Below are 14,819 nucleotides of genomic sequence, written 5' to 3'. Positions count from 1 at the left end.
ATTACTCCTTGTAGTAGGAATATAGCAATATATATGGGGGATTAAATGAAAGCTTTAAGAAAAGCAAAGAGGATATTATTTATAAGTTTATTAGTATTAATGATCATCATAACAATAATATATGTTTACAATAAAATTCAGTTAAAGAGAGAAGCTAAGCTGTTTACACCTTTGGGTGAAATAGTGGAAGTTAATGGGCATAAAATCAGTATTTATACAGAAGGTCATGGAGAGAAAACCCTTGTGTTTATGTCAGGTGGGGGCACTTCTTCTCCAATTCTAGATTTTAAATCCTTGTTCTCACAGTTAAGTGCTGACTATAGAATAGTTGTAATAGAAAAGCTGGGTTATGGCTTTAGTGATATAGTTGATGAAAAAAGAGATATTGATACAATATTAAATCAATCAAGAGCTGCATTAACACAAGCTGGTATTGAAGGACCTTTTATCCTATGTCCTCATTCTATGTCTGGCATTGAAGCCTTGTATTGGGCACAGAAATATCCAGAAGAAGTGAGTGCTATTATAGGACTAGATATGGCAGTGCCAGAAGCCTATGAAAATTATAAATTAAATATGCCATTAATAAAAGCTGCAGCCTTTGCTAACAACATAGGAATAACTAGGATTTTGCCTGGAATAGCAGAAAGTGAAGCTATTAAGCATGGCACTTTAAGCGATAAAGAAAAAGAAATATATAGAGCTATATTTTTCAGAAGAACTGCAACTAAAACTATGCTAAAGGAAGTAGAAGAAATTAAAAATAATGCAAAAATAGTGGACAATGGTAAGTTGCCAAAGGTTCCAATTTTAATGTTTTCTTCAAATGGTAGTGGCACTGGTTGGAATGAAAAACAATGGACACAATTTCAAGAAAATTTTATCAATAAGATATCAGGTGGGAAAATCATTTATCTTAATTGTAGTCATTATGTACATGACCATGAATACTTAAATATTGCAAGAGAAATAAAAGCTTTTATTTCATAATGAAATAAATAAAGTTGAAATAAATAGAATTTGGAAGTAAGGGGTATTAAAAATGAAAGTTTACAATAAATTAGTTCGTGATAAGATTCCACAGGTTATTGAAGGGGATGGAAGAAGGTGTGAAACTTCTATTGTACCAAAGGAGGAGCTTTTACCACTTCTTGAAGAAAAGCTTAAGGAAGAAGTTAATGAATTTATCCAGGATAGAAACCTAGAAGAACTTGCAGATATTATGGAAGTTGTCTTTGGTCTTGCAGAGAATTTAGGTTACTCTGAGGAAGATCTTCTTAAAAAGAGAGAAGACAAGAAGGAAGCTCGTGGAGGCTTTAAAGAGGGAGTGTTCTTAAAGACCGTTGAGTAAGATAAGTTGTAAGTTTGGCTTCTTTAATTGCAAATATTGTTCTTGCAATTTATCAGTTTAACAAGACCTAAAAAACAAACTAAATCCTTTAAAAAATCATATTTATGGTGAAACAAAGGCTTACAAAACGAATACTAAAGAAAGTAGATAGGAAATTTGAGAGATATAATTTATAACAAAGGGGATAATTAGGAGGGTTAATTATGGTAGGGGAAAATATAAAACAATGTGAATTTGAGTACACTAAGTGCTTTTGTGAATATTATAAAGATAAAAATATTATTAGATATAGAGATGACGAACTGAAGGATATGTATTACCACAACTACACATATATAAGAGATAACATGGGCAATGATGAAGTTAAAAAAAATATAGAAAATGAAATATCCTTAGCTGTAAATGAAGGAAAGAAGTTTTGCAATATTCTCTTTGACTTTGCAATTGATGAAACACTGTTAAAGGATTTAAAGTATAAAGGTGAAGTATCAAGAAATGGATATTATTCCTTCGATATTACAAAACTTTCAAATATGAGTTCGGTGAAAGGTTGTAACATAGAAAGAGTATGTAATATGGAAATGGTTGAAGATATTTTATATTGTGACTTACAGTTAGATGAGGCAACATTAGGAAGAGATTTTTGCACTAGAAGATGTCATAGGCGTGGTAAGGTGTACATTTCAGACAAGGGTGTAAATTCTTATATTTGCTATCATAATGGGGAAAGAATTGGCATCTGTGATTTGTTTATTCATGATGGTATTGCGAAAATAGAGGATTTTACAGTTACACCACAGTGTCAGCGTAAAGGCTATGGAACTACAATTCTTAAGCATTTAATTCAAATAGCAATGAATGAAGGGTGTAACACTATTTATCTAGTTACGGATGAGGATGACACTGCAAAAGACATGTATAAGAAACTAGGCTTTAATAAGGTAGGCGAAAGAACTGATATATTCTTTAGATTAAATTAGTTATAAAAAGTGAAAAATTAATTTTTATCAGTGTAGGGGTGAGTTTATCTTGCCTCTTTTTATTTTTGGAGGAAGGAAAAGTATAGATAAATTAAGTTACTCATTTTAGATATAAACTTTTTATCTATTCTAAAGTTATATTAAATATGCATCCCAATATTCAAGGAGATTAGTAATGCCATAATGAGTAACTATTGCTGATAATAAAGTGAATTAAAAAACTGGTAATATATTACTAAAATGTGTAGTATACTGTATATAGGGCAAATAAGTTTTAAATTAAATAGTCATAATTTTGAGCTGTAAGAATTAATTGTTTTTACAGCTTTTTTTGCGTCAAGTTACAATTTTAGGGGGGGGAGAAAATGAGGACTGTAGTTATCAAGGAAATGGAAAGTATGAGTGTTGAAGCTGCTTTTACACTGGACTTTACAGAAAGAAAGGTTAAAGGCTGCATTGGATGTTGGACCTGCTGGTGGACAACACCAGGTAGATGCGCTTTTAAGGACTTGGAGGATTTTTATCATGAGTATATAACCGCTGACAAGGCTATATATTTTTCAAAGGTTTCAAGGGGCTTTGTAAGTAGCAATTTAAAAACTTTGTTTGACAGAATGCTGCCACTTTATTTACCCTATATCTCTTATGATACAGGAGAATCCATGCACGTGAAAAGGTACGAAAAATATCCAGATATTGAGTTTTATTATGAGGGTGAATTTGAAGACGAAGATAGCAGAAAGATTTTTGTAGACTATGTAAATAGGGTGTTTTATCAGTTCCATAACAAGAATGTTACTGTAAAGCCTATTGAAGAATTCATTTCAGAAGGAGGTAGCCAGAAATGAAAACATTAATTTTAAACGGTTCACCTAAAGGAGATTCTAAAAGCTGCAATAGCTTGATTTTTGCTCAGCACTTTGTAAAGGATATGAAAAACCCTTGTGAAATAAGGAATATAGTAAATAGTGATAAAGGGGAGCTAGCTGAGTATATAAAAGCTTTTGATGCAGTTATTATCATAATGCCTCTTTATATTCATGCCATGCCAGGAATTGTCATGGAGTTTTTCGAGGCTATGGAGCCTGCAGCTGAAGGTAAGTCTCTAGGTTTTATTATTCAAGCTGGTTTTACAGAAACCTCACAGGAGAGATTTGTTGTAAGATATTTGGAGAGCTTTACAAGAAGGCTTAATTACAACTATTTAGGTACAGTTTGTAAGGGTGAAGCTGCTGCTACTTATATGATGCCAAAGATGTTTAAGAAGGTACTAAAAATGGTTTCTGATTTAGGTGCTTTTTATGAGGAAACAGGTGCTTTTCATAAAGAGCTAGTTAATAACCTTGGAAAGCCCTATGAGATAAAACAGCCTATGCTTGGAATTCTTAAAGTGGTTACAAGGTCAGGGATAAACAATATATTCTGGCATAGGGAAATGAAAAAGCATAACGCCTATGAAAAAAGGTTGGATAGACCTTATCTCTAACATGCAATGGTAAATAAAGAATATTTATATATTAAAATCTATGGGGATGGAAAGTGATGAAAAGGAAGCATTATTATATTATTATGGGAGCAGGAATGGGAGGAGTAAGTGCTCTCCACCATGGTAAAAAAGATTAACACAAGATTTTTTAGCAACTCCATTTTATGGAAGATTCTGTTATGATAAAATTAGATAAGGCATCTGAAAATAAATAATATGTCAAAGATATGAAGGATATTTTGAGTGAGGCATCGTAAAAAATAAATAATTAAAAATGCGAAAAATATTTTGCGTAAGACAAGGACGTAGGTTCTATTTATAGTAGAGCTATTAATAGGTTCTGTGGACATAGTATTACACAAAATAGGCGAGTAGACTGATTAGTTATTTTTAAAGATGCCTAAAGGTAAGAGGGGGATCTACGGTGAAAAATGTTGTGATTACTGGTAGTACTAGGGGCTTGGGACTAGAAATGGCTAAAGAATTTTTAAAAGCAGGGTGTAATGTTACTATATCTGGATCAAGGGAAAATTCCTTTAATAGAGAAAACCATCGGGTTAAAGGCTTTGAAAAACAGTTTATTTATGTACCTTGTAATGTAAGAAATGTATCAGAGGTTAAAAACCTGTGGAGTAAATCTGTAGAGAAATGGGGAACTGTTGATATTTGGATTAATAATGCAGGGCAAAATGTTCCTCATGAGTTTGTGTGGGATACTGAAGAGGAATATATTGAAGCAGTGGTGGATACCAATATAAAAGGGATTATGTATGGCTGCAAGGTGGCTGTTGAAAATATGCTTAAACAGGGCTATGGTCAGGTTTGGAACATGGAAGGCTTAGGCTCAAATGATATGATTATAGAAAAAACCATTTTATATGGAACTTCAAAGCGTGCACTTACTTATTTTACAAAGGGTTTAGCAAAGGAACTTAAAAATTCTCCAGTTAAGGTAGGTAGATTATCTCCAGGTATGATGCTTACTGAGTTTATTACTAAAGCCCCTACAGGAGAGATTTCTACAGTTACTCAGGATAACCAATTTAAGAAAGTGTTTAACATTTTAGCAGATAAGCCTGAAACTGTTGCAAAGTTTTTTATTCCTAAAATTTTAGAAAATACAAAACAGAATGCACATATTCAGTGGCTTACAAATACAAAGTCTGCTCAAAGATTTATCATGTCACCCTTCAAAAAGAGAGAGCTAATTTAATTATAGGATTAGTGTAATTATAAGATTCCTTACCTAGGAAGAGGATCTAAAGAATCACTAAATCAGAGTGATTTTGTAGTATATGTCCCACCAAGAGGTAGGCTTTTGGAGAAGTTCTACTTCATCTAGTTTGAGCTACAAGCAGTGGTTGTTATGAGCTAACCTAGAGTTTTTAGCAATTACCCTTGTGGATACTATAAAATTATAAGAAAAGCCCTAAATTAATAGGGCTTAATTTTTTCTGCTTATTTAGGAAATAGAAAGCCTCGAGCTTAATAGCTTATTTCAACGCTTCCATTAGTTTTACAGGGTTTACTACCTTCTTTAATTCGTATTCTTTTCCGTTATTTTGAACTTTAATTGTATCTCCAGTTTTTAGTGCTGTTGACCAGAAGATTTCAGGAGTAACCTCTGGATTAACCTCACAGGCTAAAGCGTATAGCCCTGCTACATATGGAATTGACCAGCTCCAGCCTCCTTCTCTGTAGAACACATAATCCTTAGGATCTGTAGGACTTGCAGTGGTTCTTGAATCCATTGGAATTAGTAAAACTTCATCAATTTTTACTCCTGCCTTTTCTCCCATCATAGTATAAAATTCATTACCATATTCATAATATCTGTCTTTCCAAAACAAACCTGGTTCATAGGAAGAAGTAGCTTCTGGATCACTTAAAGGGTTTCTGCCTAAGCCATTAAACATATACCCATCAGTGTTTATAAGTGAAGAGGAAACAACAAACACTCCTGCCTTCTTTGCTCTATCAACAGCTGCATTTACTTCCTCATAACCTTTTTGGCTTTTATCCCAACCAACAGAAATGGAAATTACCCTAATTTTTTTATCCTTAGGAAGGGTATTATTTACTTCAAGGATTCTGTCTATAGACTTTGCGACCCAAGTGAAGTCATATTCAAAATCATTATTTTTATATTCTCCATGAGTTTCCGCAATATAGTATAAATCTGCATCAGGTGCTACCCCTACATTTTTTCCTACAGCTATAGAAGCTACTGCAGGACCATGCATTTGTGCCTGATCGCCAAAAGAATGAATTTCCTCATACATTTTAAGATTATCCTTATATTCAATGTGGTCTACTAAGAGAGGTTGGTCTATTATTGCCAGACCTACACCTTTTCCTGTTATTCCTTTTTTATGAAGCTTTTTTACATTAAGGCCAGGACTTTTGCCAATGTCCATTTGCTTTTTAGGGTCGAACTTGTCAGGTAAACTTTTTGGCCAAATTGTTTTGCTATCAAACTCTGCATATTCTAAATCCTTTGCTTTATCTTTTAAATCAAGGGAACTTAAATCATAGCTCCTAAGATCTAGGGTCTTATCACCCTCGTAAGCAGGATTTGGTGGTGGCAAGGTTCTTACACTTTCACGATTGAAAGTTGCAGGTTCTGGATGTTTAGTAATTTTCACTTGGGTGCTTGGACTTACATCAGTTTGTTTTGTTTCCCCATTTACATCAGTTGTTTTGGCTTTAGGACTACAGGCCGTTACCGTAAGTGACATAAGCAATAAAGCTACTAAAAACACTCTTTTCATTAATATTTAACCCCCCTCAGAAATTGCGATTTATACAAAATAATTGAATAAATATACTTTACCATAAATTAACTTTAAATTCACACAATTGAAGCTATTGTTAATAAAAATTTCAATTGCAAAGTACAAATATAAACTTATGTTCAAATATTAAGTGATAAGTTTACAAAATTCATTTTCTGTTAATCATTGATTTAAAATCAGAGCATATATCCATTTCCACCTGTTCAATTAGGTTCATACTAAGGTATTTTAACAATGGTTTGATAAAACCTTTAAGAAATAGTACGGGCTAAGTTATGGTTTTTGGAATTTTCTCGGGGGTGACTAACATTAGTTCAGATAATATAGCAAAGAATAAGAGAAGTCATCTGACTTCTCTTAATATTTTATAAGCTGCGAACTACTAATTATTTAAAAACTTTTTAAATGAATTATCATCTTGAGGCATCTTCAAAAAATAAATAAGTCAGTATGCTCGTCTATTTTGTGTTATACTGCGTCAACAGAACCCTTTAGATAGCTCCACTATCTAAGGAACCTGTTTCCTTGTCTGCACAAGCTTGCTTGTGAACTCAAAATATCCTTCACATCTTTAACTTGTTATTTATTTTCAGATGCCTTAAATAAATCTTTTAAATTGCCGCCATATTTCTGTTCTAAACTTTTTCTATCATATTTATAGCTAATTTCACCTATGTTATCTACATTAAATTCTATGACCTCAGCATTTTGTACAAGAGCTAATAAAACTACGGCATTTTTTTCTAAAAACTCATTAACTTTTTTATCACTCCAAAATTTATTATAATTATCTTCACCCAAATTTTCCTTTGCTTTATAGTTAATAGTTATGCTGTAAGGTTCTTTATCAGTTTGCAAACTAAATCCTGCATTATACTCATTACCAGGCAACTTTGCTATTATATTTCCTACTGAACTATTATCACCTACATAGGAGTCTTTGTATTTTATCAAATCAAATGCTTCAAGCTGTGAAGTAGTTTTACCATCCTGATTTGATATTTTATCAGAATTATTCCCACAACCTATTAAACTTAATGACACAGTTAGTATTACAGGTACTAATACTTTAAATTTATTCTTCATATAAACCCTCCTGTTTTACAGAATGTTATGGCCCAAATATATATTGATTTAAGTAATGGCTTGCTTCTATTTTTTTATTTGGATACTGAAAGACATGAAATGATTATCCTATAAGAGCTAAATTGTTAATTAAGCAAGGGGATTATTGAAGCTTTAAAAGAATCACTTCATAGGAGAGTTATTTTAAATTAAAGTCACACAAATTGCTTTTAACTTAAAACAAAGGGGAAAACTTCTCCCCCTCTTCATTATAGCATATGTAATTTTTAGATAACAGACTTATAATTTGGGGTTATTGTGTGTATTATAGGAACAGACGTTATTAGAGATAATTGCTTCACCTAGACCTAAAAGAGAGGGAGGAGAATGTTTATGAATTCATATGTGCTTAGCTTTGAGAAAATTGACAAATCAAAGATTTCCATGGTTGGAGGAAAAGGTGCCAATCTAGGGGAGCTATATAAGATTCAAGGAATTGCCGTGCCAGAGGGCTTTTGTATTACCACTGAAGCCTTTAAAAGAGTAATAGGGGAAAAACCACTTATTAAGGAGTTACTTAATAAGTTAGCCCTTTTAAAGGTGAAAGATATAGAGAAAATCACTGAAATTAGTAGTGATATACGCAGAAGTATTGAAGAGGTAACCATTCCACAGGATATTAGTGAGGAAATCACAAGCCAGCTTTTAAGTTTTGGAGAAAATAATGCATATGCTGTTCGTTCAAGCGCTACTGCAGAGGATTTGCCAAATGCCTCCTTTGCAGGTCAGCAGGATACCTATCTAAACCTTAGGGGAAGAGAAGCAATTTTAGACCATATAAAAAAATGCTGGGCATCTCTATTTACAGATAGAGCTGTAATTTACCGTATACAAAATGGTTTTGACCATAGAAAGGTATATTTATCTGTGGTGGTTCAAAGAATGGTTTTTCCACAGGTTTCTGGCATTATGTTTACTGCTGATCCTGTTACAGGGAACAGAAAAGTCTTATCCATTGATGCAAGCTATGGCCTTGGTGAGGCTTTGGTTTCTGGACTTGTAAATGCAGATGTGTATAAGGTTCGTCAGGGGAACATAATTCATAAGCATATAGCAACTAAGAAGTTAGCTATTTACCCTTTAGAACATGGAGGGACAGAGAAGCAGCACATTGAAGCTAAACTTCAGAATAAACAAACACTAACTGATGAACAAATATTGGAACTTCAGGTCATGGGCAGAAACCTGGAAGAGCATTTTGACTCTCCTCAGGATATTGAATGGTGCTTAGCTGATGATAAGTTTTACCTTGTACAAAGTCGTCCAATCACTACTTTATACCCAGTTCCTGAAGTGGAGGATGAAGAAAACCATGTATATATTTCTGTTGGACATCAACAAATGATGACTGACCCTTTAAAACCACTGGGAATGTCTTTTTTTCAGTTAATATCCTTTGGAAAGAGGTTTAAAGCTGGTGGAAGACTTTTCGTTGATGTGGCACAAATGCTGGCTTCACCTGAAAGTAGAGAGGTTTTATTAAAGGGCATGGGACAACATGACCCTCTTATAAAGGATGCAATCACAACCCTTTTGCAGCGAGGGGATTTCATAAAAGTCTTACCAGAGGAGAAGGAACATCAGAACTTAAGCAGAGGCAATAAAAGTGAAGGTCCTAGTAAAGAGGAGCCAGAGATGGATAGTGATCCTAACATAGTTTCAGATTTGATTAAGAAATGTGAAGCTTCTGTTGAAGAGTTAAAACAAAATATTGAGAGTAAGACAGGAACAGAGGTATTTGATTTTATTTCAGAAGATATTGGGGAGTTAAAGAGAATTTTATTTGACGCACAAAGTTCAGCGGTATTTATGGCAGCAATAAATGCTTCAGCCTGGGTTAATGAGAAAGTCCAGCAGTGGTTAGGGGAGAAAAATGTAGCAGACATACTTTCTCAATCTGTTCCAAACAACGTTACTTCAGAGATGGGCCTGGCCCTAATGGATGTGGCAGATGCAATACGTCCTTATCCAGAAGTAATTAATTATCTAGAGCAGGCAAAGGATGACGACTTTTTAGAGGAAATAGTAGAGCTTCAGGGTGGGCAGGAAGCAAAAGAAGCTATTAGCGAATATCTAAAGAAATATGGAATGCGTTGCAGCGGAGAAATTGATATTACTAGACCTCGCTTTAGTGAAAAACCAACTACACTTATCCCTATGATTCTTAGTAATATTAAAAACTTTCAGCCTAAGGCTAGTGAGAGAAAGTTTCAACAGGGAAGGCAGGAAGCGTTGAAAAAAGAACAAGAACTACTAGAGAGATTGAAGGAGCTACCTGATGGTGATGAAAAAGCTAAAGAAGCAAAGGGGAAAATTGATTTAATAAGAAACTTCATTGGTTATCGTGAGTATCCAAAATACGGCATGGTTAATCGTTACTTTCTTTATAAACAGGCTTTACTAAAAGAAGCTGAAAAGCTGGTTCAGGCTAAGGTTATCCATGATAAAGAAGATATATACTATCTTACTTTTGAAGAATTTCGTGAAGTGGTAGCCTCAAACAAATTGGATTATAACATAATAAATCAGCGTAAAGAAGAGCATAAATTATATGAAAAACTAACTCCACCACGAGTTATGACTTCTGAGGGTGAAGTGATTACTGGTAAGTATAACCGTGAAAATTTACCCAAAGGTGCAATGGTAGGTTTAGCAGTTTCCTCTGGAGTTATAGAGGGACGTGCACGTGTAATTTTAAACATGGAAGATGCTAAGCTAGAAAAAGGAGATATTTTAGTTACCTCCTTTACTGACCCTAGCTGGACACCACTATTTGTGTCCATAAAAGGGTTAGTCACTGAAGTTGGTGGACTAATGACCCATGGAGCAGTTATTGCAAGAGAATATGGCTTACCAGCAGTTGTGGGAGTTGAAAATGCTACTAAACTAATAAAGGATGGACAGCAAATTCGTGTTCATGGAACAGAAGGGTATGTAGAAATCTTGTAATGTGATATATAATAGAAATAAATATCTTATCCTAGGATTAGATAAAATAAAGTTTTAACCAAATAAAAATATGAAAACAGTTTTTATATTGGCTACTCACTAAAAAATATATGTAGCAATTAGCCAATTTACCTATTATAGTAATAAACTCACTACAAATTTAAAGTAAATTAAATGGAGGAATGAGTTATGTCAAATATTGAAATATTGAATGTTCTAAAGGATCGTTTTGCAAAAAATATGAATCGTCATAAAGAACTTCAATGGGCTAAAGTGGAAGCAAAGTTGGAAGCTAATACAGAAAAACTTTGGGCACTTAACGAACTAGATTCTATGATTCAGCCTCAATAATTAACATTAGCAAAAAATATGTAACACCACTACTTAATTAAAAGTAGTGGTGTTTTTTACATTTTAATTTAGTGTGATTTTTATGCTTTTATATTGAAACTAAAATATTATTAATGCTTCGTAAACAAAGAACTGGGAGAATGCTTAAGTTATATACTCCTTAATAAAACTCATCTTTATCAATGACCTAAGGTGAGTTTCCTTGAATTTATTTATTTGGTGCAATACCTTTAATCAGCAGTTCTGTCCATTGGGCTGTATAAGGAAGAATTTTTCGGTAGATATGTGGGCTGGAAATCCCTTCAACAAGAGCTTGAAAATAAACTAAAAGAAATTCATCTGAATATTTCAAATCAACCTTGCCTTCTTTACGACCGCGATGGAATAAATCCAACATGATATTGTAGCTTTCCTTAATGTATTGCTGCATCATGATGGATAAACCATCATCACCCTTCTTGGTAGCAAAATCCATTAGATCCAAATAAAATTGCTTGTTGATTTTTTCTAAGTAATTGATTTTATTCTGGCTCATGGCAATAAGGGTTTCTTCAAAAGGTTTATTTTCTGCCATTATTTCTAGAGCTGTTTCCCTTATTTTATTTAAAAAGAACTCAAAAACCTCCTTGATAAGGTTTTCTTTACTACCAAAATATTTAAAGATGGATGTTTTACCAACATTTGCATTTTTGGCAATGTCATCCATTGTTAAGTTTTCTATGCCTGTAGCTGTATTCATCAAATAAAAAGTTGCTTCTAAAACTTGATTTTTCTTCTCTTGTGTCCGTTTTTCATAACCATTCATTAATTATTCCTACTCTCTATATATGATGATTAAAATATTTCTAAGAAGATTTAGTTCATAATTATACTTTTTTTTATTATATAGTAAAAGTTATGAATCATCAAGCATATATATAGTTTTAAATACCATTTTACTTGTTGACTATGGGATAAAAAAGGAATATAATCGAATCAATAAGTGAATTTTAGTTTAAAACATGCTTATAAATAAGATAATATGAACTAAAACATATACTGAAGTTCGAATAAATTCATTTAAAATATAAACGTCGTTTTAAATTAGAAAGCACCTTATAAAACTATTTTAAAATATTTTAATAAGGAGATTTGTATTATGCAAGAAATCGTAAAAGTTCAAGGATTGCAAAAAAAATTCGGTAAATTTAAAGCATTGCATGATGTGACATTCACAGTAAAGGCTGGAGAAGTTGTTGGCTTTATTGGGCCAAATGGTGCAGGTAAATCAACAACCATTCGTACTTTGCTGGGAATTATCAAGAGAGATGCTGGGGAAGTTAAAATTTTTGATAAAGATGTTTGGAAGGATAGCCTTGAGATTCATAAGCGAATTTCTTATGTTCCCGGGGATGTGGCTCTTTGGAGCAGTTTAACTGGTGGTGAAATTATTGATTTATTTATTAAATTACATGGTGGTGGAGATAGGGATAAGCGTGACTATTTAATTAAGCGTTTTGAACTAGATCCTAAAAAGAAGGCAAAAGGCTATTCAAAAGGAAATCGTCAAAAGGTTGGCTTGATTGCAGCATTGTCAGTTGAGTCAGATTTATATATTTTCGATGAACCCACTTCTGGACTTGACCCTTTGATGGAAGCAGTGTTTCAAGAGGAAGTTGAAAAGATTAAGAAGGCAGGGAAAGCAATTTTACTGTCCTCCCATATATTAAGTGAAGTTGAACGTTTAGCAGATAAGGTGGTTATTATTCGTCAGGGTAAGGTTGTTGAAACTGGCACATTAAATGAATTACGTCATTTAACTCGTTCTACAGTAACTATAGAAACAGAAGGTGATGTGGCTAAGATAGCAGCTGTTAAGGGTGTCCATGATTTTAAGCATAAGGACAAGGAAGCTACCTTCTCAGCAGATAATGAATTTATCAATGATATATTATCCGAAGCTGTAAAATTAGGTGTTAAGAAGTTTGAATCTGTGCCACCAACCCTTGAAGACTTGTTCATGCGACATTATGAAGTCTAAGAGCTGGAAGGGGGGAAAATGCTATGAGAGAAAAATTTGCACGTTGGAATGTACTATTTGTGCAATATCTTAAACGTGATTGGAAAAAAAATATCATCTGGATTCTAGGGTTAGGCTTATTTGCAGGTGCTTATGTTCCAGCTTTTGAGGAAATTGGGAAGGGACAAGGCTTGATAGGAATGTATGAAACCATGCAAAACCCTGCCATGATTTCAATGGTTGGTCCCACACCAATAGATAAGGCAGCAGACTATACTTTGGGTGCAATGTATGCCAATGAAATGTTGTTATTTTGTGGTTTGTTTGCCATGATTATGGCAGCGCTCCATGTTGTTAGTCATACTCGTAAGGAAGAAGATCATGGGCTTACTGAACTAGTGCGTTCCTTCCAAGTAGGACGTCAAGCTAATTCTCTTGCTGTGATGATGGAAATAGTTATTATCAATATTTTGTTAGCTCTTTCTATTGGTGTGGTTATGACTAGCTTTGGTGCAGCTACAATTTCCACTGAAGGATCATTTTTGTTTGGTGCATCCATAGGAATAGCAGGAATTCTTGGAGCTTCCATTGCATTAGTTATGGCACAAGTTATGCCAACATCATCTGGTGCAACTGGTTCATCTCTTGGAATTGTAGGTTTGCTCTACATTGTTCGTGCTGGTACAGATGTGTCAAATGTTAATTTATCAATGCTGAATCCAATGGGGTGGACTTATCTAACTTATCCCTTTACTAAAAATAACTGGTATCCGCTAATTTACGGTATAGTTTTTTGTATACTTGTTGTGGTTATGGCTTTTGCTCTTGAAGGTGGCCGCGATATGGGAGCAGGTTATTTACCTGAAAGAGAAGGACGTGCAACAGCGAAAAAGTCATTACTATCCATACCTGGTCTCTTTATAAAGCTTAATAAAGGTGTAATAATTTCTTGGTCAGTTGCTTTCGTAATTATGGGGGCGGCCTATGGTTCTATTTATGGAGATATGCAGACTTTTATTGAGGGCAATGAAATTGTTAGCAAAATGTTTATGCTAGCAGGGGTTTCACTGGAAGAATCCTTTACAGGAACTATTATGATGGTAATGATTGGATTAGTCTCTATTTTACCAATTGCTATAGTTAATAAGCTTTTTTCAGAAGAGTCGAGATTACATTTGAGTCAGCTTTATTCAACAAAAGTTACTCGAACTCAACTCTATTGTACTAGCGTTATAATTGCAATAATTGCTGGAGTAGTAGGGATTTTACTAGCTTCAGTAGGTCTTGGTGGTACAGCAATTTCTGCAATGGGAGACAGTTCAGTGATGAATATTGGAGATTTTATTGCAGCAGGCTATAACTTTCTTCCATCTGTATTATTCTTTGTAGGGCTTGCTGCCTTGGCTTTGGGATTTGCACCAAAACTAGGTAAGCTTGTATATGTATATCTTGGCTATTCTTTTGCACTAAACTACTTTGGGGGAATTTTAGACTTACCAGATTGGTTTTCAAAAACCGCTGTTCAAAGCTGGATTCCACATATGCCAGTAGATAAATTTGATGGAGCAACCTTTGCTACTATAACAGTGATTAGTATTATTTTAATAGTACTTGGTTATATTGGATATGTAAAACGAGATATGGTTGAGGGTGCTTAGTGGCTCAAGAAAAATAGGATTGGTTCACGCTAAGGTTATCCATGAAGAAAAAAAGATATAAGCTAGGAAGGCGACTCAATAAGAGTCGCTTTTTCTTATATCAAGAATCCTTTCTAATATTTCAG

The 14,819-nt window shown here is 33.8% G+C and carries 13 protein-coding genes; 10 read left to right on the top strand and 3 right to left on the bottom strand.

Annotated features, from left to right (window positions below; all coding sequences use genetic code 11):
* Window positions 1–45 precede the first annotated feature (45 nt).
* The 6 genes from C661_RS0117180 to C661_RS0117150 all read left to right on the top strand — a co-directional run bounded on the left by C661_RS0117180 (window position 46) and on the right by C661_RS0117150 (window position 5,030).
* Complete coding sequence (locus C661_RS0117180) at window positions 46–990, top strand: alpha/beta fold hydrolase (RefSeq protein WP_017416587.1); 945 nt, start codon at window positions 46–48, stop codon at window positions 988–990.
* A 52-nt stretch (window positions 991–1,042) separates the two neighbouring features.
* Window positions 1,043–1,351: a nucleoside triphosphate pyrophosphohydrolase gene (locus C661_RS0117175; protein ID WP_017416586.1), complete on the top strand. Its 309-nt coding sequence runs from the start codon at window positions 1,043–1,045 to the stop codon at window positions 1,349–1,351.
* Window positions 1,352–1,554: 203 nt separating this feature from the next.
* On the top strand, window positions 1,555–2,331 hold the full coding sequence (locus C661_RS0117170; RefSeq protein WP_017416585.1) for a GNAT family N-acetyltransferase: 777 nt from the start codon (window positions 1,555–1,557) through the stop codon (window positions 2,329–2,331).
* 365 nt (window positions 2,332–2,696) lie between these two features.
* On the top strand, window positions 2,697–3,179 hold the full coding sequence (locus C661_RS0117165; protein WP_017416584.1) for a flavodoxin family protein: 483 nt from the start codon (window positions 2,697–2,699) through the stop codon (window positions 3,177–3,179).
* Complete coding sequence (locus tag C661_RS0117160) at window positions 3,176–3,817, top strand: NAD(P)H-dependent oxidoreductase (protein ID WP_017416583.1); 642 nt, start codon at window positions 3,176–3,178, stop codon at window positions 3,815–3,817. The genes C661_RS0117165 and C661_RS0117160 overlap by 4 nt, the downstream gene beginning before the upstream one ends.
* Window positions 3,818–4,241: 424 nt before the next feature.
* Window positions 4,242–5,030: an SDR family oxidoreductase gene (locus C661_RS0117150; protein ID WP_017416582.1), complete on the top strand. Its 789-nt coding sequence runs from the start codon at window positions 4,242–4,244 to the stop codon at window positions 5,028–5,030.
* 280 nt (window positions 5,031–5,310) lie between these two features.
* On the opposite strand, the gene C661_RS0117145 is transcribed toward C661_RS0117150, so the two are convergent.
* Together C661_RS0117145 and C661_RS0117140 are read right to left on the bottom strand one after the other, a co-directional pair.
* Window positions 5,311–6,588 carry a S8 family serine peptidase gene (locus C661_RS0117145; protein ID WP_017416581.1) on the bottom strand — a complete coding sequence of 426 codons (1,278 nt, stop codon included), beginning with the start codon at window positions 6,586–6,588 and terminating at the stop codon, window positions 5,311–5,313.
* Between the two features lie 603 nt (window positions 6,589–7,191).
* Window positions 7,192–7,698, bottom strand: coding sequence for a DUF4825 domain-containing protein (locus C661_RS0117140; RefSeq protein WP_017416580.1), 507 nt, complete (start codon window positions 7,696–7,698; stop codon window positions 7,192–7,194).
* Window positions 7,699–8,070: 372 nt separating this feature from the next.
* Between C661_RS0117140 and ppsA the strand changes: the two genes are divergently transcribed.
* Together ppsA and C661_RS23395 are read left to right on the top strand one after the other, a co-directional pair.
* Window positions 8,071–10,686, top strand: coding sequence for a phosphoenolpyruvate synthase (gene ppsA, locus C661_RS0117135; RefSeq protein ID WP_017416579.1), 2,616 nt, complete (start codon window positions 8,071–8,073; stop codon window positions 10,684–10,686).
* Between the two features lie 189 nt (window positions 10,687–10,875).
* Window positions 10,876–11,037 carry a DUF4256 domain-containing protein gene (locus C661_RS23395; protein WP_017416578.1) on the top strand — a complete coding sequence of 54 codons (162 nt, stop codon included), beginning with the start codon at window positions 10,876–10,878 and terminating at the stop codon, window positions 11,035–11,037.
* 208 nt (window positions 11,038–11,245) lie between these two features.
* Here the strand turns inward: C661_RS23395 and C661_RS0117125 are convergent, their stop codons facing one another.
* Window positions 11,246–11,842 carry a TetR/AcrR family transcriptional regulator gene (locus C661_RS0117125; protein WP_017416577.1) on the bottom strand — a complete coding sequence of 199 codons (597 nt, stop codon included), beginning with the start codon at window positions 11,840–11,842 and terminating at the stop codon, window positions 11,246–11,248.
* Window positions 11,843–12,175: 333 nt separating this feature from the next.
* On the opposite strand from C661_RS0117125, the gene C661_RS0117120 reads away from it, so the two are divergent.
* Both C661_RS0117120 and C661_RS0117115 read left to right on the top strand, forming a co-directional pair.
* Window positions 12,176–13,057, top strand: coding sequence for an ABC transporter ATP-binding protein (locus C661_RS0117120; RefSeq protein WP_017416576.1), 882 nt, complete (start codon window positions 12,176–12,178; stop codon window positions 13,055–13,057).
* Window positions 13,058–13,080: 23 nt separating this feature from the next.
* Window positions 13,081–14,694 (top strand): ABC transporter permease, encoded by a 1,614-nt coding sequence (locus C661_RS0117115; RefSeq protein ID WP_017416575.1) that lies wholly within the window; start codon window positions 13,081–13,083, stop codon window positions 14,692–14,694.
* Window positions 14,695–14,819: the final 125 nt, after the last annotated feature.

It is taken from the genome of Clostridium tunisiense TJ (assembly GCF_000300195.1).
GTDB classification, from domain to species: Bacteria; Bacillota; Clostridia; order Clostridiales; family Clostridiaceae; genus Clostridium_J; species Clostridium_J tunisiense.
Note: the sequence above shows the minus strand (reverse complement) of the source record. Positions and strands in the feature narration are given on the sequence as shown.

What these genes read in the sequence shown, in the direction of transcription:
- C661_RS0117180 (WP_017416587.1), top strand. Translation starts at nt 46, where the DNA reads ATGAAAGCTTTAAGAAAAGCAAAGAGGATATTATTTATAAGTTTATTA.
- C661_RS0117175 (WP_017416586.1), top strand. Translation starts at nt 1,043, where the DNA reads ATGAAAGTTTACAATAAATTAGTTCGTGATAAGATTCCACAGGTTATT.
- C661_RS0117170 (WP_017416585.1), top strand. Translation starts at nt 1,555, where the DNA reads ATGGTAGGGGAAAATATAAAACAATGTGAATTTGAGTACACTAAGTGC.
- C661_RS0117165 (WP_017416584.1), top strand. Translation starts at nt 2,697, where the DNA reads ATGAGGACTGTAGTTATCAAGGAAATGGAAAGTATGAGTGTTGAAGCT.
- C661_RS0117160 (WP_017416583.1), top strand. Translation starts at nt 3,176, where the DNA reads ATGAAAACATTAATTTTAAACGGTTCACCTAAAGGAGATTCTAAAAGC.
- C661_RS0117145 (WP_017416581.1), bottom strand. Translation starts at nt 6,588, where the DNA reads ATGAAAAGAGTGTTTTTAGTAGCTTTATTGCTTATGTCACTTACGGTA.
- C661_RS0117140 (WP_017416580.1), bottom strand. Translation starts at nt 7,698, where the DNA reads ATGAAGAATAAATTTAAAGTATTAGTACCTGTAATACTAACTGTGTCA.
- ppsA (WP_017416579.1), top strand. Translation starts at nt 8,071, where the DNA reads ATGAATTCATATGTGCTTAGCTTTGAGAAAATTGACAAATCAAAGATT.
- C661_RS23395 (WP_017416578.1), top strand. Translation starts at nt 10,876, where the DNA reads ATGTCAAATATTGAAATATTGAATGTTCTAAAGGATCGTTTTGCAAAA.
- C661_RS0117125 (WP_017416577.1), bottom strand. Translation starts at nt 11,842, where the DNA reads ATGAATGGTTATGAAAAACGGACACAAGAGAAGAAAAATCAAGTTTTA.
- C661_RS0117120 (WP_017416576.1), top strand. Translation starts at nt 12,176, where the DNA reads ATGCAAGAAATCGTAAAAGTTCAAGGATTGCAAAAAAAATTCGGTAAA.
- C661_RS0117115 (WP_017416575.1), top strand. Translation starts at nt 13,081, where the DNA reads ATGAGAGAAAAATTTGCACGTTGGAATGTACTATTTGTGCAATATCTT.